This is a genomic window from Kaistia sp. MMO-174 (genome assembly GCF_037147815.1).
Taxonomy (GTDB): Bacteria; Pseudomonadota; Alphaproteobacteria; order Rhizobiales; family Kaistiaceae; genus Kaistia; species Kaistia nematophila.
The window spans coordinates 750,068-774,562 of sequence record NZ_JBBCUO010000002.1 but is presented as its reverse complement, the minus strand read 5'-3'; the positions used below and the strand labels follow the sequence as shown (position 1 = coordinate 774,562).

The following is a 24,495-nucleotide window of genomic DNA, read 5'->3' as shown; positions in this document are numbered from 1 at the left end:
GCAATGCACGTCGGACTGCATGTCTGGCTTCCCCCTTGCGGTGGCATTAGCGCATGCGAATTCTCGGACTGGGCATCAAATCAGATCGTGCAGTGACTTTACGGAAGGCCGGCGCGTTCGGCAATGCCGCGCGCCGGCCCTTCTGGCGGGTCTACTCGGCGGCGGCGGCGACCGAGGCCGGGCCGTTCAGCCAGGCCGAGGCATCGGCGCGGGCGCGGGCGGTGAGCGCCTTCTTCTTGGCAATCGCCTTGTCGTTGCCGCGCAGCTTTACGCCGGGCTCGCGCGGGATCTCGACCGGCGGGAACAGGCCGAAATTGACGTTCATCGGCTGGAACGAGCGGCTGCCAGCGTCCTCGTCGACGAGATGGCCGCCGGTGATGTGGCCGAGCAGGGCGCCGAACGCGGTCGTGACCGGCGGCGTCACCGGCACCTCGCCGAGGCGCTCGGCGGCGGCGAAGCGGCCGGCCAGCAGGCCGATCGAGGCGGATTCGACATAGCCCTCGCAGCCGGTGATCTGGCCGGCGAAGCGCAGGCGCGGCTGCGCCCTGAGGCGAAGCAGCGGATCGAGCAGCTTGGGCGAGTTCAGGAAGGTGTTGCGATGCAGGCCGCCGAGACGGGCGAACTGCGCGTTCTCCAGGCCCGGGATCATGCGCAGCACGTCGGTCTGGGCGCCATATTTCAGCTTCGTCTGGAAGCCGACCATGTTGTAGAGCGTGCCGAGCGCATTGTCCTGGCGCAGCTGCACGATCGCGTGCGGCTTGACGGTCGGGTTGCGCGGATTGGTGAGGCCGACCGGCTTCATCGGGCCGAAGCGCAGCGTCTCGCGGCCGCGGTTCGCCATGATCTCGATCGGCAGGCAGCCGTCGAAATAGGGCGTCGAGGCTTCCCAGTCCTTGAAGTCGGTGGTGTCGCCGGCGATCAGCGCGTCGAGGAAGGCGTTGTACTGTGCCTCGTCCATCGGGCAGTTGATGTAGTCGGCGCCGTTGCCGCCGGGGCCGACCTTGTCGTAGCGCGACTGGAACCAGGCGACGTCCATGTCGATCGAATCGAAATAGACGATCGGCGCGATGGCGTCGAAGAAGGCGAGCGCGTCGGCGCCGGTCAGGCCGCGGATCGCGTCGGAGAGGTCCGGCGAGGTCAGGGGGCCGGTGGCGACGATGACATTGTCCCACTCGGCTGGCGGCAGGCCGGCGATCTCGTTGCGGTCGATGGTGACGAGGGGGTGCTCCTCGAGCGCCTTGGTGACGGCCTGCGAGAAACCCTCGCGGTCGACGGCGAGCGCGCCGCCGGCGGGCACCTGGTTGGCATCGCCCATGCGCATGATCAGCGAGTTCGCCATGCGCATTTCCGCGTGCAGCAGACCGACCGCATTGGTGTCTGCATCGTCGGAACGGAACGAGTTGGAGCAGACGAGCTCGGCAAGGCCGTCCGTCTTGTGGGCGTCCGTCGCACGGACCGGGCGCATCTCGTGCAGGACGACGGGAATGCCGCGATTGACGATCTGCCAGGCCGCTTCAGAGCCGGCCAGGCCACCGCCGATGATGTGAATGGGATCTGTTTTCATGGCGCGGAGATTATTGCGCCGGGGCCATTCGGACAACCGCGCAGTTCGCGATTGGGGCCGGACAAAAGAAAACGCCCGTCGGGGAGGAGGTCGACGGGCGTTCTCTTTGGGTGGCGCTTCGCGAGGGAGGAGGTTCGCTGGCGCCTTATCGCGGGAACGAGGGAGGAGGTTCGTTCCCGTCGAATTCCGTATTCGGCTCAGTAACCGGCCGTCTGCTTGGCGATCTGGGTGATGTCGCCGCGGTTGATGCCAAGATCATTGAGCTCGCGATTGGTCAGGCGCATCAGCTCACCGTAGGTCTCACGGTACTTGCGCCAGTTCTTGTAGGAAGCGAGGATGTTCACGGCCACGGTCATATTCCTTCGGACAAACGGATCTTTTCGGTCGGGCGGCTCAATCTGTTTCGTCTGCCGTCCTTGTTGATCTCAATGTAGGGGAAGACGACTGGCAGGAGCACTGCGTAAATGCGCATGGCTGCGCTGCAGATGATGCAGAGCAGCATGTGAAAGTGACTAAATGTTGCGCTGCAATATTGCCTAAAGAGGCAGCGGCCGACACGATGAGACGCTTGGGGAATCGCGGAGCGGCCGCTCGTTGCTCCGCAAAGGGGGATGCCGCATGTCACGGAAGCGCGCCTTTGCCGGATGGATGGCCTTGCCGTTGTTGCTGGGCCTGGCGGGGCCGGCCTTCGCCGACGCGTTTCAGCCGGTGACGATCCGCTATTGCCACGGCTATGGCTGCAAGATGCGATCGCCGGTGACCTTCTCCCGCGCCGATCTCGCCAATCTGAAGCGCATCCTCGATAGCGGCAAGGCTAGCCCGGCGGCCGAGCGCGCCGCGATTTCGCGCGCCGACCAGTGGTACGAGCGCAAGGCGGGCGCCGCGACCGGCACGTCGAATGACGGCGCCAAGGACACCTATGAGCTTTTCACGCCGCTGTCGGAGATCGACTGCGTCGACGAGACCGTCAACACCACCACGTTGCTGGAACTCGTCGACAGCCGGGGATGGCTGCGCCACCACAAGGCGGGCCGCCCGGCCAATCGGGGCTTCCTGATCGACGGACGCTATCCGCACAACACCGCGACGATCGTCGAGAAGGCCGGTGGCAAGCGGTGGGTGGTCGACAGCTGGGTGCGCGCCAATGCCGAGCCGCCCGACATCAAGCCGCTGGATGTCTGGAAGCGGGAGGGCGGGCGGCGCGGCTGAGGGAGCTACAGCCGGGTGCCCATCCGCCGCGACGGTAGCGGCTCCGCTGCGCCGCGCCCGTTCGCAACAAGACATGTCCGCCCGCCGACCGGCGCACCTGTCTTGTCTTGGTCGCATGTCCTTGGTCGTCTTGTCGTCGCAAGTCCTGCCCTGATGCTCCCCACCAGGACATCTCCCTGCTTCGGCGAAGAAGCAGGGAAGCCGGATATGTTGTTGCTGGATCACGGCTTCCTCGAGTGAGGATCCACCCGATGCGTCCCAGACCCGATATTCCCTTGGGACGCTGCCCGCATCCCGTCCTCGCCATGCCGTCGCGATGGCGAGGAATTCCATTTCCGACGCGCGGCCATGGTCGCGCGCCTGAAATCCCGATGGATCCTGTCCCTAAGCTGGTCGGCTAGACCACCAGCTTCCTATAGAGATGCCACGTCGTGTGGCCGAGCACCGGCATCACCACCGCGAGCCCGAAGAACAGCGGGATCGAGCCGATCGCCAGTGACACGGCGACGATCAGGCCCCAGAGCGCCATGACGCCCGGATTCGTCATCACGGCGCGGATCGAGGTCAGGATGGCCGGGGCGAGGCCGACATCGCGGTCCAGCAGTAGCGGAAACGACACCACGCTGACCGTCAGCACCATCAGCGCGAACAGGAAGCCGACGCCGTTGCCGACCAAGATCAGCGTCCACCCCGCCCGCGTCGTCAGTACCCGGTGCAGGAAGTCGGGGATCGATGCCGCCGGCGCATAGCCGAAATTGGCGACATAGATGGCGTTTGCGACGGCGATCCACACGAAGAAGATCACCATCAGGCCGACGCCGAGCATCAGGATCGCGCCCATCGACGGCGAATGCCGCGCTTCGAGGATCTTCGGCAGCGAAACGTCGAGGCCCTGCTCGCGCCGGCGCGACAATTCATAGAGGCCGAGCGCGGCGAACGGCCCGAGCAGCGCGAAGCCTGCCATCAGCGGAAAGAGGAGGGGCAGGATATCCGCCCCGAACACGGCGCGGCCGATGAGCAGGCCGACCACCGGATAGATCACGACCAGGAAGATCGCGTGGGTCGGCATGGCGGAGAAATCCTCCCAGCCGAGCCGGATGGCGTCTCTAAGGTCGGCGACGGTGATCCGCCGCACGACGGGCATCGCGGTCTCGGGTGAGGTCGAGCCGGTGATGAGATGGGAATGGGTGGAGTAGTCGCTCATATGCGTCGCCATGACGTGCGCTCCCAGTCTGCCCCCGCAGAGCGTTCGTAAGGCCCGCCATGAATCGCAGTCGATCGCAGGCGCCAGCACCACGATACACCCCGCTTCAGAATAGCGCAGAAGCGGGCCAAGGGCGATCACGATTTCGGGTCCGGCGCCGTCGATCGCCTGTCGGTCCCAGAGGACGGCGGATGCGGTTCGCAGCCGTTTTCGCATTGATGCTGTGGAAGCGCGGCGCCGGGGCACCCATATGTTGTGGAAGGAGCTTTGGGCGTGAAACCTGCGCGCGTGGCCCTTCTCGCAGCCGTCTCGGCTGTGATCTTGACGTCGCTGGCGGCGGCCTCCTCTCCGCCGGCACCCTCGACGAGTGCGCCGTCTTCGCCTCTCGCCCTGATGGTCGAGATCGACGGCGCGATCGGCCCGGCGACCGAGCGGGCGGTGCAGGAGGGGCTGGCGGAGGCCGCGGTGCGACGGGCCGAGATCGTGATCCTGCGTTTGAATACGCCCGGCGGCCTCGCCTCCAGCATGCGCGCCATCAGCAGCGCCATCGTTGCCTCGCCCGTGCCGGTCGTCGGCTATGTCGCGCCTCCGGGCGCGCACGCGGCGAGCGCCGGCACCTATATCCTCTACGCCACCCACATCGCCGCCATGGCGCCCGGCACCAATCTTGGCGCCGCGACGCCGGTTGAACTCGGCGCGCCGATCCCCGGCCTGCCGGGCGGCGGCGAAGGCGGAGAGCCGTCGAAAGGTCCGGCGCCAAATGCGGGTGGCGACGCGATGACGGCGAAGGCGATCAACGACGCCGTCGCGCTCATTCGCAGCCTGGCCGAGCTGCGCGGCCGCAATGCCGACTGGGGCGAGAAGGCCGTGCGCGAGGCGGCCAGCCTCTCCGCCAATGCCGCGCTCGAGGCGCGGGTGATCGACCTGATCGCCCGGGACGTTCCGGACCTGACCGGCCGGATCGACGGCCGCAAGGTCGAGCTGGCCGATGGTTCGCAGCGGACGCTGGCCACGCGCGGCATCGCGGTCGAGACCTTCGATCCGGGCTGGCTGATCGGCCTGCTCTCTGTCATCACCGATCCGAACATCGCCGTCCTGCTGATGCTCGCCGGCGTCTATGGCCTGCTGTTCGAGTTCATGAGCCCGGGCCTGGTGGCCCCCGGCGTCGTCGGCACGATCTGCCTGCTGCTCGGCTTCTATGCGCTGAACCTGTTGCCGATCGACTATGCCGGGCTCGCGCTGATGCTGCTCGGTCTCACCTTCCTCGCCGTCGAGGCGTTCAATCCGACCGTGGTGCTCGGTCTGGGCGGGCTCGCCGCCTTCCTGCTCGGCTCCGCGATGCTGCTGCGCGCCGAGCAGCCCGGCTTCACCCTGTCGCGCACGGTGATCGGTGGTGTCGCCATCCTCGTCGTCGGCCTCTCGCTGCTTACCGCCCGCGCGCTCTGGCGCATCCGTCGCCATCCGGCCCGGGTCGGCGGCGAGGCGATGCGGGGCGCCACGGCCGAGGTCATCGACTGGCGCGGCGACGAGGGGCACGTCTTCACCCAGGGCGAGTGCTGGCAGGCGAGGGGCGCGGAAGGCTGCCTTCCCGGCGAGGCGGTCGAGGTGGCGGCGATCGACGACCTCACCCTGACCGTGCGGCGCCCGCCCGCAAAGCGCGCCGAACCCGATGGAGAACGTCCATGATCCTTGTGCCCTATCTGGTTGTGCTGCTCATCCTGATCATCTTCCTGCTGGCGGCGATCCGGGTGCTGCGCGAATACGAGCGCGGCGTCGTCTTCACGCTCGGCCGCTTCACCGGCGTGAAGGGGCCGGGCCTGATCCTCCTGATCCCGTTCGCGCAACAGATGGTGCGGGTCGATCTCCGCGTCATTGTCGACAACGTGCCGCCGCAGGACGTGATTTCGCGCGACAACGTGCCGGTGAAGGTCAATGCGGTGCTGTATTTCCGGGTGATCGATCCCGAGCGCGCCATCATCCGAGTCGAGGATTTCATGGTCGCGACCAGCCAGCTGGCGCAGACGACGCTGCGCTCGGTTCTCGGCAAGCACGAACTGGACGAGATGCTGGTCGAGCGCGACCGTCTCAATGCCGATATCCAGTCGATCCTCGACAAGCAGACTGATACCTGGGGCATCAAGGTCGCCAATGTCGAGATCAAGGATATCGACCTCAACGACAACATGGTGCGCGCCATCGCCAAGCAGGCCGAGGCGGAGCGGTTGCGCCGCGCCAAGGTGATCAATGCCGAGGGCGAGCATCAGGCGGCGGAGAAGTTGGTCGAGGCCGGCCGCATCCTGGCGCTGGAGCCGCAGGCGATGCAGCTTCGCTATTTCGCCGCGCTGCACGACGTCGCCAGCGAACGGACCTCGACCATCGTGTTTCCGCTGCCGACGGAACTCCTGGATCTGTTCAGGCGTCTTCCGCCCGTGCCCGGGGCGTGAGACGCTGCGGCGACGAGCGAACCGAGGGGACGGCCATGATCACGATCGATCGCCTGGATCATCTGGTGCTTACGGTGGCGGATATCGCCAGCACCTGTGCCTTCTACGAGAAGGCGCTCGGCATGACCGTCGAGATCTTCGATACCGGCCGGGTGGCGCTGCGCTTCGGTCGGCAGAAGATCAATCTGCATCTGGCCGGGCATGAGTTCGAGCCGAAGGCGCGGCTCGCGACGGCCGGATCCGCCGATCTCTGCTTCCTGACCAGCACGCCGCTGGAGGACGTCGAGGCGCATCTGGCGCGCGCGGGCGTCGCCGTCGAAGTCGGGCCGGTCTCGCGGACGGGCGCGATGGGTGCGATCCTTTCCGTCTATGTCCGCGATCCCGATGGCAACCTGATCGAGATCTCGAATGCCAGCCGCGCTTCCGGCGCGGCCGGCTGAGCGGGGATCAGGCGGCGCGCTTGCCCACGAGCGCGAACATGGCGCCCTGCGGATCCTTGCATTGCACGATCCAGTCGCCGCCGGGCACCTGCATCGGCCCGTTCAGCAGCTTGCCGCCGCCGCTCTCGACCCGCCCCAGCGCCGCGTCGATGTCGTCGACATTGAAATAGAACAGCCAGAACGGAGTCGGCATGGAACGCGGCTTGTTGAACATGCCGCCAATGGCGGGGCCGCCCGCCGTGAACAGCTGATACACGCCCATCTCGCCCATGTCGAACGGATCGCCCTTCTGCCAGCCGAACATCGTCGAGTAGAAGTCGAACGCCTTCTGCCAGTCGACCGCATAGAGCTCGTGCCAGCCGATATGGCCGGCGGTTCCGGGGGCTGGATCGTCCGGCGCGGCTTGGCCGGGCAGGGGGCGGAACAGCACGAAGGCGGCCTGCTGCGGATCGGCGACGACCGCGAAGCGGCCGACTTCCGGAATGTCGGTCGGCGGCACGAACTCCTGGCCGCCGAGGCTCTTGACCTTCATTGCCGCCGCATCGACGTCCGCGACCGAGATGTAGCCGATCCAGCTCGATGGCGCGCCCATGCGGCGGGCCTGTTCCGGCAGATCCATCAAGCCGCCGACCGGCCGCTCGCCGATCGTGAAGAGCGTATAGGCCATCTGCGGCATCGAGGCGTCGCGCGTTCCCCAGCCCACGACCGAGCCATAGAAGAGCCGCGCGCTCGCCGTGTCGGTCGTCATCAGCTCGTACCAGACGAAGCGGCTTGCCAGATCGGTCATTCCAGACTCCTTCCGTTAGGGAATTTCACCCTACACGAGATGTCGCCATGGCGGAATTTCACGACGACGTGTCCCGAATAGTGCCCTCGACGCAACAGCGTCGTGTCGGGACAATGTTTGAGCGCCGATGCTGTTGCATGGCGCGGATGACTGGGGGTAAGAGGGAAGTATTCGACTGGACCCGGTGAAAATCCGGGTGGCTCTTCCGGCCGCCGATCCGCCGGACAACGCAGATTGAAGCAACGGATGGTTCCCGCCGCGAAAGCGCTGCGTACCTCCGCATCTGCCGCGAAGCACCCCACATCATGATCAGCTTTTCCTCCATCCGTCGCGAATGGTTCTCCAACCTGCGCGGCGACATCCTTTCCGGCATGGTCGTCGCGCTCGCCCTGATCCCCGAGGCGATCGGCTTTTCGGTGATCGCCGGCGTCGATCCGAAGATCGGGCTCTATGCCTCCGTCGTGATCGCCTGCGTCATCGCCTTCACCGGCGGCCGGCCCGCCATGATTTCCGCCGCCACGGCGGCGACCGCCGTGCTGATGAGCGGGCTCGTCCGCGATCACGGCATCCAGTATCTCTTCGCCGCGACCATCCTGATGGGCGTGTTCCAGATTCTCGCTGCGCTGCTCCGGCTCGGCCGGCTGATGCGCTTCGTGTCGCAATCGGTGATGACCGGCTTCGTCAATGCGCTCGCGGTCCTGATCTTCATGGCGCAGCTGCCGGAACTCGTGAACGTGCCCAAGGCCACCTATGGGCTGATCGCGCTCGGCCTCGCCATCATCTACCTGCTGCCGCGCGTGACGCGGGCCGTTCCGTCGCCGTTGGTGGCGATCGTCGTCGTCACCGCGGTCGCCGCCGTCTTCAAGATCGACGTGCGCACGGTCGCTCATCTCGGCGAACTGCCGACCGCGCTGCCGAGCTTCGGCATCCCGGACGTGCCGTTCACGCTGGAGACGTTGCGCATCCTGATGCCGGTGTCGCTGACGCTCGGCGCCGTCGGCCTGCTGGAATCGCTGCTGACGGCGCAGCTTCTCGACGACATGACCGACACGCGCAGCAACAAGAACCGCGAATGCGCTGGCCAGGGCCTCGCCAACATGGCGTCGGCGCTGTTCGGCGGCATGGGCGGCTGCGCGATGATCGGCCAGTCGGTGATCAACGTCTCGTCCGGCGCTCGCGGTCGCCTGTCGACGCTGGTCGCCGGCTCGTTCCTGCTGGTGCTGCTGGTCGCGCTGCAGGACCTGCTGGCCATCGTGCCGGTCGCGGCGCTCACCGCCGTCATGATCATGGTGTCGATCAACACCTTCAACTGGCGCTCGGTCGTCAAGCTCAGGAGCAATCCGTGGCAGTCCTCCGTCGTCATGCTGGCGACGGTCGCGACGGTGTTCGCGACCCACGACCTCGCCAAGGGCGTGCTGGTCGGCGTGCTGCTGTCCGGCGTCTTCTTCGCCGGCAAGGTGGCGCGCCTGAGCCGGGTCACGTCCAGTCTTTCCGAAGACGGGAAGACGCGGACCTATGTCGTCGAGGGCCAGGTGTTCTTCGCCTCCGCCGGCACCTTCGCCGACTCGATCGACCTGCAGGAAGAGGTCGAGCGCATCGTCTTCGACGTGCATGCCGCCCATTTCTGGGACATCTCGGCCGTGGCGGCGCTCGACAAGGTCGTGCTGAAGGCGCGGTCGCGCGGGCGTATCGTCGAGGTGATCGGTCTCAACGAGGCCAGTTCCACCATGGTCGAGCGCTTCGGCAAGCACGACAAGGAGGGAACTGTGGCGGTTTCGGCTCATTGACCCGATGAACGCCGCCCTGCGCGGGGTTGATCGGTCGCATCTTCGTCACAATCCTGCTAAGCTTCGCCGTCCTTGCAACGTCGCGTCCGGCGTGGGCACCCGAACGAAACGCTTTGAACAGAGAACTCTCCCCCATGAATCATAGAATCCCCGCATTGGTCGCCGTGCTGGCTGCTGTCGCGCTGGCTGGCTGCGTGTCGCGGCCCGTTCAGGTTGCGCCGCCTCCGGGACTTTCGACGCCGTCTTCCGAGCCGCTGACCTGGGTGCGCAAGGACGGCCAGAGCGGCCGGGCCAATCCGGCGCTCGCCGACCAGTTCGCCGCCGACCGCGCCGATTGCGTCCGCGCTCCCGGCGACAACGCAGCGCTCCGCGAAGCCGAGGCCTGCATGGGCAATCGCGGCTACGCGCTGGTGCCGGCGTCGCAGGCAGCGGCCCGCGCCGCGCAGTATCGCCGCGCGGCCGGCTACTAAGCCTGTCCGGATCGTCTTCGCCGGCGGCGTTCAGGTTCCGTCGGCGAAGATGACTTCGCGCGTCCTGGCGTTCGGTTCCTGGAACGCCAGCAAAGCTTCGGCTTCGCGCAACAGGGCCTGCCGGTCCCGGCTGTTCAGCCGGATCAGCGGCGTGATCGTGAGCGTCGCCCGGCCGCGCTCCCGGTCGATCCGCCAGCTTCCGCCGGCGAAGCCGTCGATCAGGAACGCCGGTATCATGCCGTTTTCCTTCTTGAAGTGATCGCGGTGGTCGTCATGGACGATCCGGCTGCGTTCGGCGTGGCCGAGCACGACATTGTCGTAGTCCGGCAGCAGCCGCGGCGGCGCGGGCGTGTCCTCCGGCGGTCGCGGCGCGTCGGGCAGGTCGAACAGAACCCTGCCGCCCTCGTCGCGAAACTCCAGCAGCTCTTGCCGCAGCCCCGCGACCGCGTCGCCGAGCCGGGTCAGGCCGGACCAGGCCTGCAGGTCCGCCACAGACGCCGGGCCGAAGGCGGCGAGGTAGCGGCGGATCATCGTATCCGGCGTCTCGTCCGCCGAGATCGTCCGGCCCGTCCAGCTGTCGAGCGTCGTCGACATCGCCAGGCCGCCCTGCTGCCAGAGGCCGCGCGGCGTCACCTGCACCAGCGGCAGCAGCGCCCGCACCGCATGGGACAAGGCATGGCCATGCCTACCGGGAAATTGTGGTGCAAGTTCCGCCTCCAACTCTTTGTTGGTGAGGGGCTTTTCGCGAAGCAGCCTTTCGCCTGCCGCGATCAGTTCCGCCATATCGATCCCGGCCAGTGCGCGTCCGTAGGCGCTGCCCGGCGTCATCGTGTGCTCAAAGACCTTCTGCACGACGGGCCGGAGCGCCACCGCATCGGCGACGGTGACCAGATGAAGCGTGCCGCGCATCAGAGCGATCCGAACCAGTTTTCGAGATGCCGTCAGCTCCGAGACGTCCTCGGGGCGGAAGCCCTCGAGCCGGGACCAGAGCGCGGTGTAGGGATTGGCGGGGATCTGCGATTGCAGCCCGACCAGATGCTCGATCGCGGTTTCGGCGGGCATCCCCACGCGCTTCAGCAGCATCTGTCGTGCGAGCAGGGCGCGGTTCAGCGCCCTTGTCGAGAGGATCGGAGCGGCGTCGGCGGTCATTCTGTCTGGCCGGCCTCCCTGTTGGCCTCCCGCCTCCAGTTCGTCAGCCCGCCTCGAGGATCAGGCGGATGCCGAGCGCGCCGATGACGGCGCCGGCGAAGCGGTCGATCCAGCTTTTGGCGCCGAGATAGACGGCGCGGGGGCGGGCGGACGAGAAGGCGAAGGCGACCAACGCATACCAGGCCGTTTCCTGGATGAAGATCAGCACGGGCAAGGTCAGGTCGAGCCAGAGCGGCGGATCGGCCGGCAGCAGGGCGGCGAATACCGCGCCGAAGACGGCGACGATCTTCGGATTGCTCAATTGGGTGGCGAGTGCCAGGCCGAAGGAACGGCCGAGGCTGGTGCGGCCGCTGGCACCGTCGCGAGCGACTTCGACCGGTTCGCTGGCGCCGCGCCAGATTCGATAGGCGAGGTAGACCAGATAGAGGCCGCCGGCAATCTTCAGGATGAGATAGAGGCCGGCCGCCTCGTTCATCAGCGTCCGTAGCCCGAGCAGGGCGAGCGCGCCGAACAACGCCGCGCCGACACCCATGCCGAGGGCGGCCGCGAGCCCATCGGCGCGCGATCGGGCGACGGCTGTGCGCACGACGAAGACGAAGCTCGGGCCGGGGCTGATCGCGCCGATGAGGAGGGCGCCGAGAATGGCGAATAGCGCGGCAAGCGGCGTCATGATGGGTTCCGATTGCGAAAACGCGCGGATCCGGCCGCGCCTGGCGACACTAAGCCGGCAGCCGGCGGCCCGACAAGATACGTGCCGCCGGCCATGCCGGGCTAACGACCGGCGCCGCTCTGCTCGCCCTCGTGCAGACCGACGCCCGCCTTGGTCAGCTTCTGCCAGACTTCGTCGGCGCTCTCGGCGAATTCGAAGAGATCGAGATCCTTGCGGGCAATCATCCCTTCCTCGACCAGCGCATCGAAATTGATCACCCGCTTCCAGTAGGCGCTGTCGAACAGCACGATCGGGATCGCCGGCGACTTGCCGGTCTGGCGCAGCGTCAGCAGCTCGAACATCTCGTCGAAGGTGCCGAAGCCGCCGGGAAAGACGATGAGCGCGTTGGCGCGCATGGCGAGATGCATCTTGCGCATGGCGAAATAGTGGAAGCGGAAAGTCAGTTCCGGTGTCGAATAGGGGTTCGGCTCCTGCTCATGCGGGAGCGTGATGTTGAAGCCGATCGAGGGCGCGCCGACATCGGCGGCGCCGCGGTTGGCGGCCGCCATGATGCCGGGGCCGCCGCCGGTTGCGATGACATTGTCGCGGAAGGTGCCGTTGGAGACCAGCGCACCGCCGCGCTCGGAGACGATGCGGCCGACGGCCCGCGCCTCGTCATACCAATGCGCGTGATGGCCCCCGCCATTCTCGCCGATCCGGGCGCTGCCGAAGACGACGATGGTGGAACGGACGCCCCACTTGCGCAGCGCCATCTCGGCCTTGGCATATTCCAGCAGGAACCGCACGCCGCGCATCGAATCGCTGAGCAGGAAATCCTGGTCGAGCGCCGGCAGGCGATAGGATGGGGAGGCCATCTGCGGGGAATTGGGCTTGGTATCGGTCATGAACGCCATCGTTTTCTGAATCGAGGCCGGATTATGCAGCGCGACGATGGCATCGGGTAGCTTGCGGGGTGCGTAGGGTCGTCGCGGGCCTCGTCTCGTGGCAGAACCTGAGCAGCAGGAGGCAGGGCAGAATGGACCGGGTCGACGCCGAGGCGGGACGGCTGGACGATTTCGCGTCGTATCTGCGGCGCTGGTCACTCGTGGTGGACGGCGCGCCGATGACAACGCATACCAGCCGCCTGCTTCCGGTCCGGCGCGACGGGGCCCTGCTGATGCTGAAGCTCTCGCACGCGGCGGAGGAACGCTATGGCGGGCAGTTGATGCTGTGGTGGAACGGCGATGGCGCCGTGCGCGTGCTCGAGCATGACGACGAAGCGATGCTGATGGAGCGCGCTGCGGGACCGCGTTCGCTCGCCGACATGGCGCGTTCCGGCGAGGACGATGCGGCGAGCGGGATACTCTGCGACGTCGCCAGTCGGCTGCATGCGCCGCGCGGCAGCCCCGAGCCGGAAGCGATACCGCTCGAACTCTGGTTCCGTGACCTCCCGCCGGCGGCGGCCCGGCATAGCGGCGTGCTGGTCGCCGCTGCCGCGACAGCGCGAAATCTGCTCGACGATCCCCGCGACGTTCGCATCCTGCATGGCGACCTTCATCACGGCAATGTCCTCGACGGCGGGCCGCGTGGCTTCCTCGCCATCGATCCGAAGCGCCTGCGTGGCGAGCGGGCATTCGACTTCGCCAACATCTTCTGCAATCCGGACGCGGCGGTCGCGCTTGCGCCCGGGCGGCTCGCGCGTCAAGCTCATATGGTGGCGGAGGCGGCCGGTCTCGACCGTTCGCGGCTACTGCGATGGATCCTCGCCTATGCCGGGCTTTCCGCCGCCTGGCACCTCGCTGGCGACGGCGATCCGGCCCTGGCGCTCGCCGTCGCCGAGCTCGCGGCGGCCGAGATTACGGTCGGATGACGCCGCCGCTCTGACGTAGCGTTCAACGAAATGGAACGGCCTTTGTCGAAGAAGGCGAGCCGGATGGACTGTCGGCCGGGGCGGGGTTGCCTGCCTTGACGCAGCTGACGTTGCACATTTTATGGACGACGCGTGCAAAGTTCATAATTCCGTTTGAATGACGGAGCGACCTGCGGCATGCTCCGCTCCAGCCCCATCTTAAAGAGGGCATGGGAGGGAACTGAAATGTCGAATATCGCAAGGTCTGTCCTTGCTGCCGGCGCGCTTGCGCTTGCGGCCATGTCCACGGCGCCCGCTCCGGCCGTCGCCGACGAAAAGATCGAGATCCTGACCTCGGTCCCGGGTCTGACTTTCCCGTTCTTCGTGCACATGATGAACGCCTTCAAGGCCGAGGCCGAGAAGCAGGGCGTCACCGCGATCGAGAGCGACGGCCAGGTTTCGTCGCCGAAGCAGACCGCTGACGTCGAAGCCGCCATCGCCCGCGGCGTGAAGGGCATCGTCATCAGCCCGAACGAAGTCGACGCCATGGCGCCGGCTCTGGCGCAGGCCGTCGAGGCCGGCATCCCGGTCGTCACCGTCGACCGTCGCGTCGCGCAGGTCGAGGGCATCCTCGCCCATATCGGCGCCGATAACGTCAAGGGCGGCGAGGCCCAGGCCGAGCTGATCCAGAAGCTCTATCCCGATGGCGCGACCATCGTGAACCTGCAGGGCCAGTCGGGCGCTTCGCCGGCGATCGACCGCAACAAGGGCCTGCACAACATCCTCGACAAGGCCGCCGACAAGTACAAGATCGTGTTCGAGCAGACCGCCGGCTTCGACCGCGCCAAGGGCCTTTCGGTGACGGAAGCCGCTCTCGCCGCTCTGCCGGAAGCTCCGAAGGTGATTGTCGCCGCGAACGACGATATGGCGCTCGGCGCGATGGAAGCGGTGAAGGCCCGCAATCTGTCGGGCATCGCCATCATCGGCTTCGACGCCCTGCCGGAAGCACTTGGCCAGGTTCGTGACGGCGGCTTGACCGCCACGATCGAGCAGTTCCCGGGCAAGCAGAGCGCCATGGGCGTCGACACGCTGGTCGCCTTCATCAAGGACGGCAAGAAGCCGGCCGAGGCGGTCACCCTGCTGACTCCGGTGGCGATCACCAAGGACAACCTCAACATCGCCGAGCGTCTCGGCGAGCTGAAGTAGTCTGAAACTCCGGGCAAGGCGTTCCGTGCCATTGGCGCGGAACGCCTTCGCCGTCTCCGGCCTCTCTGAGATCCCGAAACGGGACGCACCCTTGCCGACGCGGCATCCCGGTCGATCGTCGCGGCCGGATGGCTGCCTCTGTCCAAGCAACTCGACGTAGCGAATTCTTGGACTTCGAGCCGGCAGGAAAGGCGTGCGCCCGCCGAGGGCTCCGGTCCCTGGTTCGACGCGCAGCCGATCCCGGTCTTGGGGCCGAGGATCCCGAATGGACGGGAAAGGTCCGGCCGCTGGCGCTCCTTTTCCCGCCGATCTATCCGTTTCGTCCTCACCCGTTGTCGGCGAGGGCGGATGCTCCCGTGCTCCATCGCAAGCGAACACCGATGAACGATCCGCATCCCCTTCTGAAGATGACCGGCATCGCCAAGAGCTTTCCCGGCGTCAAGGCGCTCGACGGCGTCGATCTCGAGGTCGCACCGGCCGAGATCCATGCGCTGCTCGGCGAGAACGGGGCCGGCAAGTCGACCCTGCTGAAGATCCTGGCTGGCGCGCAGTCGCCCGACCGCGGCACCATCGCGATCGATGGCCGTGAAGTGACGCTCGCGACGCCGCAGGACGCGCAGAAGCTCGGCATCGTCACGATCTACCAGGAATTCACCCTCGCCCCCGACATGACGATCGCCGAGAACGTCTTCATCGGCCGCGAGCCGGGCCCGCGCTTCTTCGTCAACTGGGCGAAGATGGAGGCGGAGACGCTGAAGCTGATCCGCCGCATCGGCCTGGAGCGCAGCCCCATGACGCTGGTGCGCGATCTCTCGGTCGCCGAGCAGCAGATGGTCGAGATCGCCCGCGCGCTTTCCATGCAATCGCGCATCATCATCATGGACGAGCCAACCTCGGCACTCAGCCTCGCCGAGGTGGAAAAGCTGTTCCGCATCGTCCGCCAGCTCAAGGCGGAAGGCATTTCGATCATCTTCGTGACGCACCGTCTCGAGGAGGTCGTCGAGATCTGCGATCGGCTCACCGTGCTGCGCGACGGACGCAATGTCGGCGCCGGCAAGGTCAATGAGACGACGATCGACGGCATCATCCGCCTTATGGTCGGCCGCGAGGTCAATGCACTGTTCTCGCACCGCGAGGCGAGCGATGCTGGCGCGGTGGCGCTGGCGGTCGAGGGGCTGACGCGCCGCCGCTCGGCGCATGATCCTCACGCGACAGAATTGCAGGACGTCACCCTGAATGTCCGGCGTGGCGAGATCCTCGGCATCGCCGGTCTGGTCGGCGCAGGGCGGACCGAGACGGCGCGAGCGATCTTCGGCGCCGACCCGTTCGATTCCGGCCGCGTGCTGGTGGACGGCCAGCCCGTCGACATCCGTTCGCCGCGCGACGCCATCAAATACGGGATCGGGCTGGTGCCGGAGGATCGTAAGCAGCAGGCGCTGTTCCTGGCCCAGGCGATCCGCACCAATCTTTCGATCGCGGCGCTCGACAGAATCGACCGCCTCGGCCTGTTCGTGGACGAGCGCAAGGAGCGCGACCTCGTCGAGGAATACCGCAAGCTGCTCAATATCCGCATGGCGAGCCCGGACCAGGCCGTCGGCAACCTCTCCGGCGGCAACCAGCAGAAAGTCGTTCTGGCGCGCTGGCTGGCGCTGCGGCCCAAGGTGCTGATCGTCGACGAGCCGACCCGCGGCATCGACATCGGCGCCAAGGTCGAGGTCCACAATCTTCTGTTCGAGATGGCCCGGTCCGGGATCGCCGTGATCGCCATTTCCTCTGAGCTTCCCGAGGTTCTCGCGGTCGCCGACCGGATCGTCACGATGCGCGAAGGGCGCGTCACCGGCGAGACGATGCGCGCCGACGCGACCCAGGAAAAACTGATGACGATGATGACGCTCAGCGCCGCCGGCCGAGCTGCGTGACCAGACAAGGGATACGGTAATGACGGACGTGAGACGAGAAGCGGCGGAGGAGAAGGGGTTCGACCTGTTCGGCACCCTGGCCCGGTTTGCGCCGCTGATATTCCTGATCGCGCTGATGATCATATTCGCGGTGCTCGAGCCGCGCTTCATGTCGTCGATCAATCTGTTCAACGTGATGCGGCAGGTCTCGATCACCGGCCTGCTCGCCATCGGCATGACCTTCGTCATCCTGACGGCCGGCATTGACCTTTCGGTCGGCTCGCTGCTCGCCTTTGCCGGCCTCGTCGCCGCCGCTGTCGCCAAGGGCGGCATGCAGGACCGCTTCACGGTGGGCGAGGGGGCGATCGGCTACGGCTGGGAACTCGCGGCTCTGGCGGCGATCGCCGTCGGCGTCTGCGGCGGCCTGCTGCAGGGCCTCGCCATCACCCGCCTTAAGGTGCCGCCCTTCGTGGTGACGCTCGGCGGCATGTCGGTGTTCCGCGGCGCGGCGCTGCTGTTCGCAGCCGGCGGCCCGATCTCCGGCTTTCAGCCCGACTTCACCTGGTGGGGCCAGGGCAAGATTGGCCCGGTGCCGGTTCCGGTCATCATCTTCCTGGTCGCGGCGCTGCTGGCCCATATCGCGCTTCGCTACATGCGCTACGGAAGGCAGGTCTACGCAGTCGGCGGCAATCCGGAGGCGGCGCGACTATCCGGCCTGAACGTCAACTGGGTGATCTGCAGCGTCTATGTGATCATGGGCTTCTTCGCCGGCCTCGGCGCCTTCGTGCTGTCGGCGCGGCTGAACTCGGCCGAGGCCGTTGCGGGCACGGGCTATGAGCTCACCGTCATCGCCTCGGTCGTCATCGGCGGCACGTCGCTGTTCGGCGGCGTCGGCACGATCTTCGGCACGGTGATCGGCTCGTTCCTGATCGGCGTGCTGCTGAACGGCCTCGTGCTGATGAACGTGTCGTCCTACATCCAGCAGATCATCATCGGCGTGATCATCGTGCTGGCGGTGGCCTTCGACACCTTCGCCAAGTCGCGTCGCCGCAAGGCCTGATCGCCCTGGACCGAACCGGCAAGATGGCCGCGCCTCGCGCGGCCATTTTCATTTGGCCATCCGGGATCGGTGCTCGCCTCTCCGCATCACGGGATCGCGAACGGGGCGCCGGCGGGGCCCGTGGTAGCATCCGCGCGCTTCAGGCACTTCATCGGTCGAGAGGAGGACGCGATGCGGATGCATGCATTGAGCCCGTCGGCGCGGGCGGGATGGCGTCGGGCGGGCGTCCTGGTGGTCGGCGTCGCGACGGCGCTGGCCTTCGGCGAGCCCGCCCGGGCGCAGGACGCCAGCGCGGCCGCCGAGCAGAATCGGCAGGACGCGATCGAGATCGTCAAGGGGATGGCGCGCTATGTCGGCGGCCAGACCGATATCACGCTCGCCTTCGACAGCGAGCTCGAAGTCGTCACGCCGCAGATGGAAAAGCTGCAGTTCAACAGCTCCGGCAAGGCGCAGATCCACCGGCCGGACGAGTTCCGCGTCAGCCGCACCGGCGGCTATGCCGATGTCGAACTGCTCTATGACGGCAAGAGCGTCACGGTCTACGACAAGAGCGCCAAGACCTATGCGAGCGAGCCGATGAGCGGCTCGATGGACAGCGTCGTCGACAAGCTGCGCGGCGACCTGATGCTCGACATGCCGGCCGCCGACCTGATGATCGCCGACTCGTTCAACGCGCTGATGGCCGATGTCGTCGAGGCCAAGCATATCGGCCGCGGCGTCATCAACGGCATCGCCTGCGAGCATGTCGCGTTTCGCAATCACGACACCGACTGGCAGCTCTGGGTCGAGGTCGGCGAGCAGCCGATCCCCTGCAAGATGGTGATCACGAGCAAGACCGTTGGTGGCGCGCCGCAATATACGATCCGCTTCACCGACTGGCACAGCGGCACGCAGTTCCCGGCCGACACCTTCGCCTTCAAGCCGCCAGAGGGCGCCAGGAAGGTCGATTTCTCGCAACTGGCCGACATCGACGAGATTCCGGCGGCGGGCGCCATGCCCAATGACGTGAAATCCGCCAGCGGCGCCTCGGCTACGCCCGCGTCAGGAGACAGCAAATGATCCCGACTCTTTCGCATCCGCCGCGCCGCGCCGCCATCCGGCTCGCGGCCGTCATTCTGGGACTTGGCGCGCTCTCCCTTTCGGAGACGCCGGCGCCGCAGATGTCGGGCTTTAGCCTGTTCAGCCGCGCCGAGGCAATCATCGGCCGGCCGCTGACGCCGCTCAGCTATGCGGGCGTTGCGCGCCGGACCACGCGCCGCGCCGTCGTCGGCGGGGCCTATGTCGGTGGCGCCTATGTCGCCGCGCCCTATGCGGTGGCGCCCCGCGCCGGCTGCGTCCGCGTCGTCGATGCCTATGGCCGGGTCTACTGGCGCTGCGTGTAGGGGGCGATCCGGCTGGCGCGCTTGCATGCCAGACGTGGTGGTCCGAGAAAGACCCTCACCCCAACCCTCTCCCGCTCGCGGGAGAGGGGGAGCGCAGCGTCTGTCCCATGGAACTCGCCATCGATGCCGGCAAAGCACGGGGCTCCCGATCAATGCCGGCCGAAACCCTCGCCCGCTTGCGGCAGAGGGTAGGGTGAGGGCCTTGCTTCCCGGCATATCAGCCTGAAACAGCCCTCGCCGCGGAAGCAGGCAGTCTACTATTCGGCCGCGACGGCCTTGCGCTTGCGGCCGGTGGCACGGGCCTTCTCCAGCACGGGCTTCAGGAACTGGCCGGTATAGCTGCGCGGCTCCTTCGCGATGTGCTCCGGGGTGCCGACCGCGACGATCTCGCCGCCGCCATCGCCGCCTTCCGGGCCGATGTCGATGATCCAGTCGGCCGTCTTGATCACCTCGAGATTGTGCTCGATGACGACGACTGTGTTGCCCTGGTCGACCAGCGAGTGCAGCACTTCCATCAGCTTGGCGACGTCGTGGAAATGCAGGCCGGTCGTCGGCTCGTCGAGGATATAGAGCGTCTTGCCGGTGGCGCGGCGCGACAGTTCCTTGGCGAGCTTGACGCGCTGCGCCTCGCCGCCGGAGAGCGTCGTCGCCTGCTGGCCGACCTTGACGTAGCCAAGGCCGACTTCCTCCAGCGTCGCCATCTTGTCGCGAATGCCGGGCACGGCCTGGAAGAACTCCTTCGCCTCCTCGACCGTCATGTCGAGCACGTCGGCGATCGACTTGCCCTTGAACTTCACGTCCAGCGTCTCGCGGCTGTAGCGCTTGCCCTTGCAGACCTCGCAGGTCACGTAGACGTCGGGCAGGAAGTGCATCTCGATCTTGATGACGCCGTCGCCCTGGCAGGCCTCGCAGCGGCCTCCCTTGACGTTGAACGAGAAGCGGCCGGGACCGTAGCCGCGCACCTTCGCCTCCGGCAGGCCGGCGAACCATTCGCGGATCGGCGTGAATGCGCCGGTATAAGTGGCCGGGTTGGAACGCGGCGTGCGCCCGATCGGCGACTGGTCGATGTCGATGATTTTGTCGATCAGCTCCAGCCCCTCGATCCGGTCATGCGGGGCGGGATGGAGATGGGCGCCGTTCAGCCGCCGCGCCACGGCGGCATAGAGCGTATCGATCAGGAAGGTCGACTTGCCGCCGCCGGAAACGCCGGTCACGCAGGTGAAGGTGCCGAGCGGGATATCGGCAGAAACGTTCTTCAGATTGTTGCCGCGGGCGCCGACGACGCTGATCTTTCGCGTTTTCGAGATGGCGCGGCGGGTCTCCGGCATCTCGACCGAGAGTTCGCCGGTCAGATACTTGCCTGTCAGCGAGTTCGGATTGGCCATCACCTCGGCAGGCGTCCCCTTGGCGATGATCTGGCCGCCATGCACGCCCGCTTCCGGCCCGACGTCGACGACATAGTCGGCGGTCATGATCGCGTCCTCGTCATGCTCGACGACGAGGACGGTGTTGCCGATGTCGCGCAAGTGGCGCAGCGTCTCGAGCAAGCGTTCATTGTCGCGCTGATGCAGGCCGATCGACGGCTCGTCCAGCACGTAGAGCACGCCGGTCAGGCCGGAGCCGATCTGCGAGGCGAGGCGGATGCGCTGGCTCTCGCCGCCCGAAAGCGTGCCGGAATTGCGCGACAGCATCAGGTAGTCGAGGCCGACATCGACCAGGAAGGAAAGCCGCTCGCGGATCTCCTTCAGGATGCGGACGGCGATTTCGTTCTGCTTCTCGTTCAACTGGGCCGGCAGGCCCTCGAACCACGTCGCCGCGTTGCGGATCGACATCTGCGAGACCTGGGCGATGTGGTTGCCGGCGATCTTGACCGCCAGCGCTTCCGGCTTCAGGCGCGCGCCGCCGCAGGCCTTGCATGGCGTCGAGGCCTGGTAGCGCTCGATTTCCTCGCGGGCCCAGTTCGATTCCGTCTCGCGCCAGCGCCGCTCCAGATTGGTGACGACGCCCTCGAAGCTCTTCTGCGTGCGATAGGAGCGGGTGCCGTCATTGTAGACGAACTCGATCTCGCCCTTGCCGGTGCCGAACAGGATGGCGTTCTGCGCCGCCTCCGGGATCTTGTCCCAGGGCTCGTTCATCGAGAAGTCGTAGTGGCGGGCGATCGCTTCCAGCGTCTGCGCGTAATAGGGCGAGGACGACTTGGCCCAGGGCGCCACCGCGCCCTGCTTGAGCGAGACGGAGCCGTCCGGCACGACCAGATCCGGGTCGATCTTCTTTTCCGAGCCGAGGCCGTCGCATTCCGGGCAGGCGCCGAACGGGTTGTTGAACGAGAACAGGCGCGGCTCGATCTCGGCGATGGTGAAGCCGGAGACGGGGCAGGCGAACTTCTCCGAGAACAGGATCCGCCGCTCGTTGCCCTTCTCGTCCTTCTCGTCGGCAAATTCCGCGACGGCGATGCCGTCCGCGAGTTCGAGCGCTGTCTGGAAACTGTCGGCAAGACGCGAGGTGATGTCGCCGCGGACGACGATGCGATCGATCACCACGTCGATGTCGTGCTTCAGCTTCTTGTCGAGAACGGGGGCTTCCGAGATCTCGAAGAAAACGCCGTCGAGCTTGATGCGCTGGAAGCCCTTCTTCTGGAGCTCGGCCAGCTCCTTCTTGTACTCGCCCTTGCGGCCGCGGATCATCGGCGCCAGCAGATAGAGCCGGGTGCCCTCCGGCAGCGCCATGACGCGGTCGACCATCTGGCTCACCGTCTGGCTCTCGATCGGCAGGCCCGTCGCCGGCGAATAGGGGACACCGACGCGCGCGAACAGCAGGCGCATGTAGTCGTAGATCTCGGTGACGGTGCCGACCGTCGAGCGCGGGTTCTTCGAGGTCGTCTTCTGCTCGATCGAGATGGCGGGCGACAGGCCGTCGATCTGGTCGACGTCCGGCTTCTGCATCATCTCCAGGAACTGGCGCGCATAGGCGGACAGGCTCTCGACATAGCGGCGCTGTCCCTCGGCATAGATGGTGTCGAAGGCGAGCGACGACTTGCCCGAGCCGGAAAGGCCGGTCAGCACCACGAGCTTGTCGCGCGGGATGTCGATATCGATATTCTTCAGATTATGCTCGCGCGCGCCCCGCACCGAAATGAACTTGCCGGCGGTCGCGCCGGAAAGCCGCGCGTCATCATGCTGAGCCATGTGTCGTCTGTCCAAATGGAAGGGGCTGGCGTCCGGAGACACCAAGGCCCAAATTTAGGCTATCGGCCTCTCCATACAAGGAGCAGGCTGGGATTGTCGCGGTCTTCGGCTGATTCACCTGACGGGATCTTGCCAGTTCGGCCGGAATTGTCTAGAACAAAAAGAGAACGCTGGGGATCCGGATGGCCCCGGCTGGATTGTTCTGGTGGACAAGGCCTGATTGTCGCGCGCGGGCCGTGTCATTTCGGGATAGTTTGGGGCCAGCAAAGAGGCAAGAAGGAACAGACCATGGCCGGAAGCGTCAACAAGGTCATTCTCGTCGGCAATCTCGGGCGCGACCCGGAAGTGCGGCGCATGAATTCAGGCGAGTCGGTCGTCAATCTGAACATCGCCACGTCGGAGACCTGGCGCGACAAGCAGAGCGGCGAGCGCAAGGAAAAGACCGAGTGGCACCGCGTGGTGATCTTCAACGAGAACCTCGCCAAGGTCGCCGAGCAGTATCTGAAGAAGGGCTCGAAGGTCTATGTCGAGGGCCAGCTGCAGACCCGCAAGTGGACCGACCAGTCGGGCGCCGAGAAGTTCACGACCGAAGTCGTGCTGCAGCGTTTCCGCGGTGAGCTGACCCTGCTCGACGGTCGCGCCGGTGGCAGCGAACAGTCGGACTACCAGGGCGGCGGCGATTTCGGCCGTTCGAGCCCGCTGGAAGCGCCGCGCGGCGGCGGAATGTCGCGCCAGCCGGCCGCTTCGTCCTCCTACGCGGCCGACCTCGACGACGACATCCCGTTCTAGGATTTTGGATCGTCCGGCGCACTTCACCTCTCCCGTGGGGAGAGGTCGACGGCCGAAGGCCGGCGGGTGAGGGCGCAGGGAACCATCCGGTGAGGTCGTAAACCCTCACCCGGCTCTTCGAGCCGACCTCTCCCTCAGGGAGAGGTGAAGAGCCCAGATCGTCTTGGATGAGAAATGGAAAGACCCGGGAAGCGGCCGCTTCCCGGGTTTTATGTTTCGGCGCCGGGATGGCGCCGATCAGACCATCACGCCGTCGAGGATGGCGCGGAATTCCTCCGCCGTCGCGGCGCGCGGGTTGGTGGCGTAGGAATGGTCGGCGAGCGCCCGCTCCACCACCCACGGCAACACCTCCTCGGCGACGCCGAGCGTCTTCAGGCCGGCCGGGATGCCGAGACGGCGGTTCAGCGCATCGAGCTCGTCGGCGAGATCGGCCGAAGCGGGCAGTCCCATGGCGGCGGTCAGGCGATCGATCTTGGCCGGCACCGTCTCGCGGTTGAAGCGCAGGATCGACGGCATCAGGATGGCGTTGAGCGTGCCGTGATGCAGGCTCGGGCTCTTGAGGCCGCCGAGCGCGTGGCTCAACGCATGCACGGCGCCGAGGCCCTTCTGGAAGGCGAGGCCGCCCTGCAGTGCGCCCATCATCATCTCGCTGCGCGCTTCGAGGTCGCTGCCATCGTTGAAGGCGCGTTCGAGATGGTCCCAGATCCGGCGCGCGCCATCGAGGCCGATCGCGTCGGCGACGGGGTTCACGCGCGGCGACAGGAAGGTCTCGATGCAATGCGACAGGCCATCGAGCCCGGTCGCAGCGGTGAGCCCGCGCGGCAGGCCGAGGGTCAGTTCGGGATCGCAGATCGCGCGCTTCGGAATCAGGTGCGGGCTGATGAAGCCGAGCTTGCGGCCGTCGTTCAGCGTCAGCAGCGCGGCGCGGCCGACCTCGGCGCCCGTGCCGGCCGTGGTCGGCACGGCGATGATCGGCGCGACCCTGGCGCTGATGCGGGCGATGCCGCCGAGGATGGCGGCGTAGGGTTCGAGCGGGCCTTCATGCGTCGCAAGCAGCGCGACGCCCTTGGCGAGGTCGATCGGCGAGCCGCCGCCGACGGCGACGACACCGTCGCAGCCCTCGGCCTTGTAGGCTTCCAGCGCCGCGAGCACGGCGGCCTCTGTCGGGTTGGTCGGAATCTCCAGGAAGACCGGTGCGCCGGCGGGAAGGAGGGCGGTGACGCGGCCGAGCAGTCCGGAGGCCTGCAATCCGCGATCGCTGACGACGAGCGGCTTTGTCACGCCGAGCGCGGCGAGGGCGCCAGGCAGCTCCGAAACGACGCCGGCTCCGAATTCGATTTGCGTCAGGTAGTTTATCGTACTCATCCGTCTCTCTTCCCGTATGGTCGCGCGGGCCGGCGGCCCGGCGGGAGAGTGGCAGGTC

The 24,495-nt window shown here is 66.7% G+C and carries 22 protein-coding genes and 1 other annotated feature; of the genes, 13 read left to right on the top strand and 9 right to left on the bottom strand.

The features are described 5' to 3' along the window. Nucleotides 1-151: 151 nt before the first annotated feature. A complete protein-coding gene (gene trmFO, locus WFK98_RS09610) occupies nt 152-1,564 on the bottom strand; it encodes a methylenetetrahydrofolate--tRNA-(uracil(54)-C(5))-methyltransferase (FADH(2)-oxidizing) TrmFO (protein WP_266337782.1) in 1,413 nt (470 codons plus the stop codon). A 197-nt stretch (nt 1,565-1,761) separates the two neighbouring features. Beyond that, nucleotides 1,762-1,920 (bottom strand): DUF1127 domain-containing protein, encoded by a 159-nt coding sequence (locus WFK98_RS09605; RefSeq protein WP_277614172.1) that lies wholly within the window; start codon nt 1,918-1,920, stop codon nt 1,762-1,764. 262 nt (nt 1,921-2,182) lie between these two features. Here WFK98_RS09605 and WFK98_RS09600 point away from each other — a divergent pair, with 262 nt between their 5' ends. After that, a complete protein-coding gene (locus WFK98_RS09600) occupies nt 2,183-2,773 on the top strand; it encodes a hypothetical protein (protein WP_336800061.1) in 591 nt (196 codons plus the stop codon). A gap of 397 nt (nt 2,774-3,170) precedes the next feature. Here WFK98_RS09600 and WFK98_RS09595 read toward each other — a convergent pair whose 3' ends face one another. Then, nucleotides 3,171-3,917, bottom strand: coding sequence for a DUF2189 domain-containing protein (locus WFK98_RS09595; RefSeq protein WP_266338188.1), 747 nt, complete (start codon nt 3,915-3,917; stop codon nt 3,171-3,173). A 348-nt stretch (nt 3,918-4,265) separates the two neighbouring features. Here WFK98_RS09595 and WFK98_RS09590 point away from each other — a divergent pair, with 348 nt between their 5' ends. Genes WFK98_RS09590 through WFK98_RS09580 form a run of 3 tightly spaced genes read left to right on the top strand, consistent with a single transcriptional unit; the run spans nt 4,266 to nt 6,861 of the window. After that, a complete protein-coding gene (locus tag WFK98_RS09590; RefSeq protein WP_336800060.1) occupies nt 4,266-5,663 on the top strand; it encodes an NfeD family protein in 1,398 nt (465 codons plus the stop codon). After that, entirely contained in the window at nt 5,660-6,421 is a 762-nt protein-coding gene (locus WFK98_RS09585) for a slipin family protein (RefSeq protein ID WP_336800059.1), read from the top strand. The genes WFK98_RS09590 and WFK98_RS09585 overlap by 4 nt, the downstream gene beginning before the upstream one ends. Before the next feature lie 35 nt (nt 6,422-6,456). Next, nucleotides 6,457-6,861 carry a VOC family protein gene (locus WFK98_RS09580; protein ID WP_336800058.1) on the top strand — a complete coding sequence of 135 codons (405 nt, stop codon included), beginning with the start codon at nt 6,457-6,459 and terminating at the stop codon, nt 6,859-6,861. 7 nt (nt 6,862-6,868) lie between these two features. On the opposite strand, the gene WFK98_RS09575 is transcribed toward WFK98_RS09580, so the two are convergent. Continuing rightward, complete coding sequence (locus WFK98_RS09575) at nt 6,869-7,639, bottom strand: VOC family protein (RefSeq protein WP_266338186.1); 771 nt, start codon at nt 7,637-7,639, stop codon at nt 6,869-6,871. 183 nt (nt 7,640-7,822) lie between these two features. Then, nucleotides 7,823-7,878 (top strand) — a sequence feature (sul1 is cis-regulatory element that is thought to sense ions involved in sulfur or methionine metabolism; They are found in Alphaproteobacteria). A gap of 75 nt (nt 7,879-7,953) precedes the next feature. Here WFK98_RS09575 and WFK98_RS09570 point away from each other — a divergent pair. Continuing rightward, complete coding sequence (locus WFK98_RS09570; protein WP_336800057.1) at nt 7,954-9,435, top strand: SulP family inorganic anion transporter; 1,482 nt, start codon at nt 7,954-7,956, stop codon at nt 9,433-9,435. A 134-nt stretch (nt 9,436-9,569) separates the two neighbouring features. After that, on the top strand, nt 9,570-9,905 hold the full coding sequence (locus tag WFK98_RS09565; protein WP_266337777.1) for a hypothetical protein: 336 nt from the start codon (nt 9,570-9,572) through the stop codon (nt 9,903-9,905). Nucleotides 9,906-9,935: 30 nt separating this feature from the next. Here WFK98_RS09565 and WFK98_RS09560 read toward each other — a convergent pair whose 3' ends face one another. The 3 genes from WFK98_RS09560 to WFK98_RS09550 form a co-directional block, all read right to left on the bottom strand. After that, complete coding sequence (locus WFK98_RS09560; protein ID WP_336800056.1) at nt 9,936-11,054, bottom strand: winged helix DNA-binding domain-containing protein; 1,119 nt, start codon at nt 11,052-11,054, stop codon at nt 9,936-9,938. A 43-nt stretch (nt 11,055-11,097) separates the two neighbouring features. After that, a complete protein-coding gene (locus WFK98_RS09555; protein ID WP_266337775.1) occupies nt 11,098-11,724 on the bottom strand; it encodes a LysE family translocator in 627 nt (208 codons plus the stop codon). Between the two features lie 101 nt (nt 11,725-11,825). Continuing rightward, nucleotides 11,826-12,608, bottom strand: coding sequence for a TIGR00730 family Rossman fold protein (locus tag WFK98_RS09550; protein ID WP_266337774.1), 783 nt, complete (start codon nt 12,606-12,608; stop codon nt 11,826-11,828). A gap of 131 nt (nt 12,609-12,739) precedes the next feature. Here WFK98_RS09550 and WFK98_RS09545 point away from each other — a divergent pair, with 131 nt between their 5' ends. The 6 genes from WFK98_RS09545 (at nt 12,740) to WFK98_RS09520 (ending at nt 19,098) form a co-directional block, all read left to right on the top strand. Continuing rightward, a complete protein-coding gene (locus WFK98_RS09545; protein WP_336800055.1) occupies nt 12,740-13,573 on the top strand; it encodes an aminoglycoside phosphotransferase family protein in 834 nt (277 codons plus the stop codon). 225 nt (nt 13,574-13,798) lie between these two features. Then, the gene (locus WFK98_RS09540) at nt 13,799-14,758 is read left to right on the top strand and encodes a substrate-binding domain-containing protein (protein ID WP_266337771.1); all 960 of its coding nucleotides are present in this window, start codon (nt 13,799-13,801) and stop codon (nt 14,756-14,758) included. A gap of 356 nt (nt 14,759-15,114) precedes the next feature. Then, nucleotides 15,115-16,677: a sugar ABC transporter ATP-binding protein gene (locus tag WFK98_RS09535; protein ID WP_336800054.1), complete on the top strand. Its 1,563-nt coding sequence runs from the start codon at nt 15,115-15,117 to the stop codon at nt 16,675-16,677. A gap of 19 nt (nt 16,678-16,696) precedes the next feature. Then, on the top strand, nt 16,697-17,716 hold the full coding sequence (locus tag WFK98_RS09530) for an ABC transporter permease (protein ID WP_266337769.1): 1,020 nt from the start codon (nt 16,697-16,699) through the stop codon (nt 17,714-17,716). Between the two features lie 171 nt (nt 17,717-17,887). Then, nucleotides 17,888-18,775, top strand: a complete 888-nt coding sequence (locus WFK98_RS09525; protein WP_336800053.1) for a DUF2092 domain-containing protein — start codon at nt 17,888-17,890, stop codon at nt 18,773-18,775. Further along, nucleotides 18,772-19,098 carry a hypothetical protein gene (locus tag WFK98_RS09520; RefSeq protein ID WP_336800052.1) on the top strand — a complete coding sequence of 109 codons (327 nt, stop codon included), beginning with the start codon at nt 18,772-18,774 and terminating at the stop codon, nt 19,096-19,098. Before WFK98_RS09525 ends, WFK98_RS09520 begins: the two co-directional genes overlap by 4 nt. 257 nt (nt 19,099-19,355) lie before the next feature. Here WFK98_RS09520 and uvrA read toward each other — a convergent pair whose 3' ends face one another. After that, complete coding sequence (uvrA, locus tag WFK98_RS09515; protein WP_336800051.1) at nt 19,356-22,283, bottom strand: excinuclease ABC subunit UvrA; 2,928 nt, start codon at nt 22,281-22,283, stop codon at nt 19,356-19,358. A 288-nt stretch (nt 22,284-22,571) separates the two neighbouring features. On the opposite strand from uvrA, the gene WFK98_RS09510 reads away from it, so the two are divergent. Next, nucleotides 22,572-23,072, top strand: a complete 501-nt coding sequence (locus tag WFK98_RS09510; RefSeq protein ID WP_266337765.1) for a single-stranded DNA-binding protein — start codon at nt 22,572-22,574, stop codon at nt 23,070-23,072. A 237-nt stretch (nt 23,073-23,309) separates the two neighbouring features. Here the strand turns inward: WFK98_RS09510 and WFK98_RS09505 are convergent, their stop codons facing one another. Next, nucleotides 23,310-24,437 carry an iron-containing alcohol dehydrogenase gene (locus tag WFK98_RS09505; RefSeq protein ID WP_336800050.1) on the bottom strand — a complete coding sequence of 376 codons (1,128 nt, stop codon included), beginning with the start codon at nt 24,435-24,437 and terminating at the stop codon, nt 23,310-23,312. Nucleotides 24,438-24,495 lie beyond the last annotated feature (58 nt).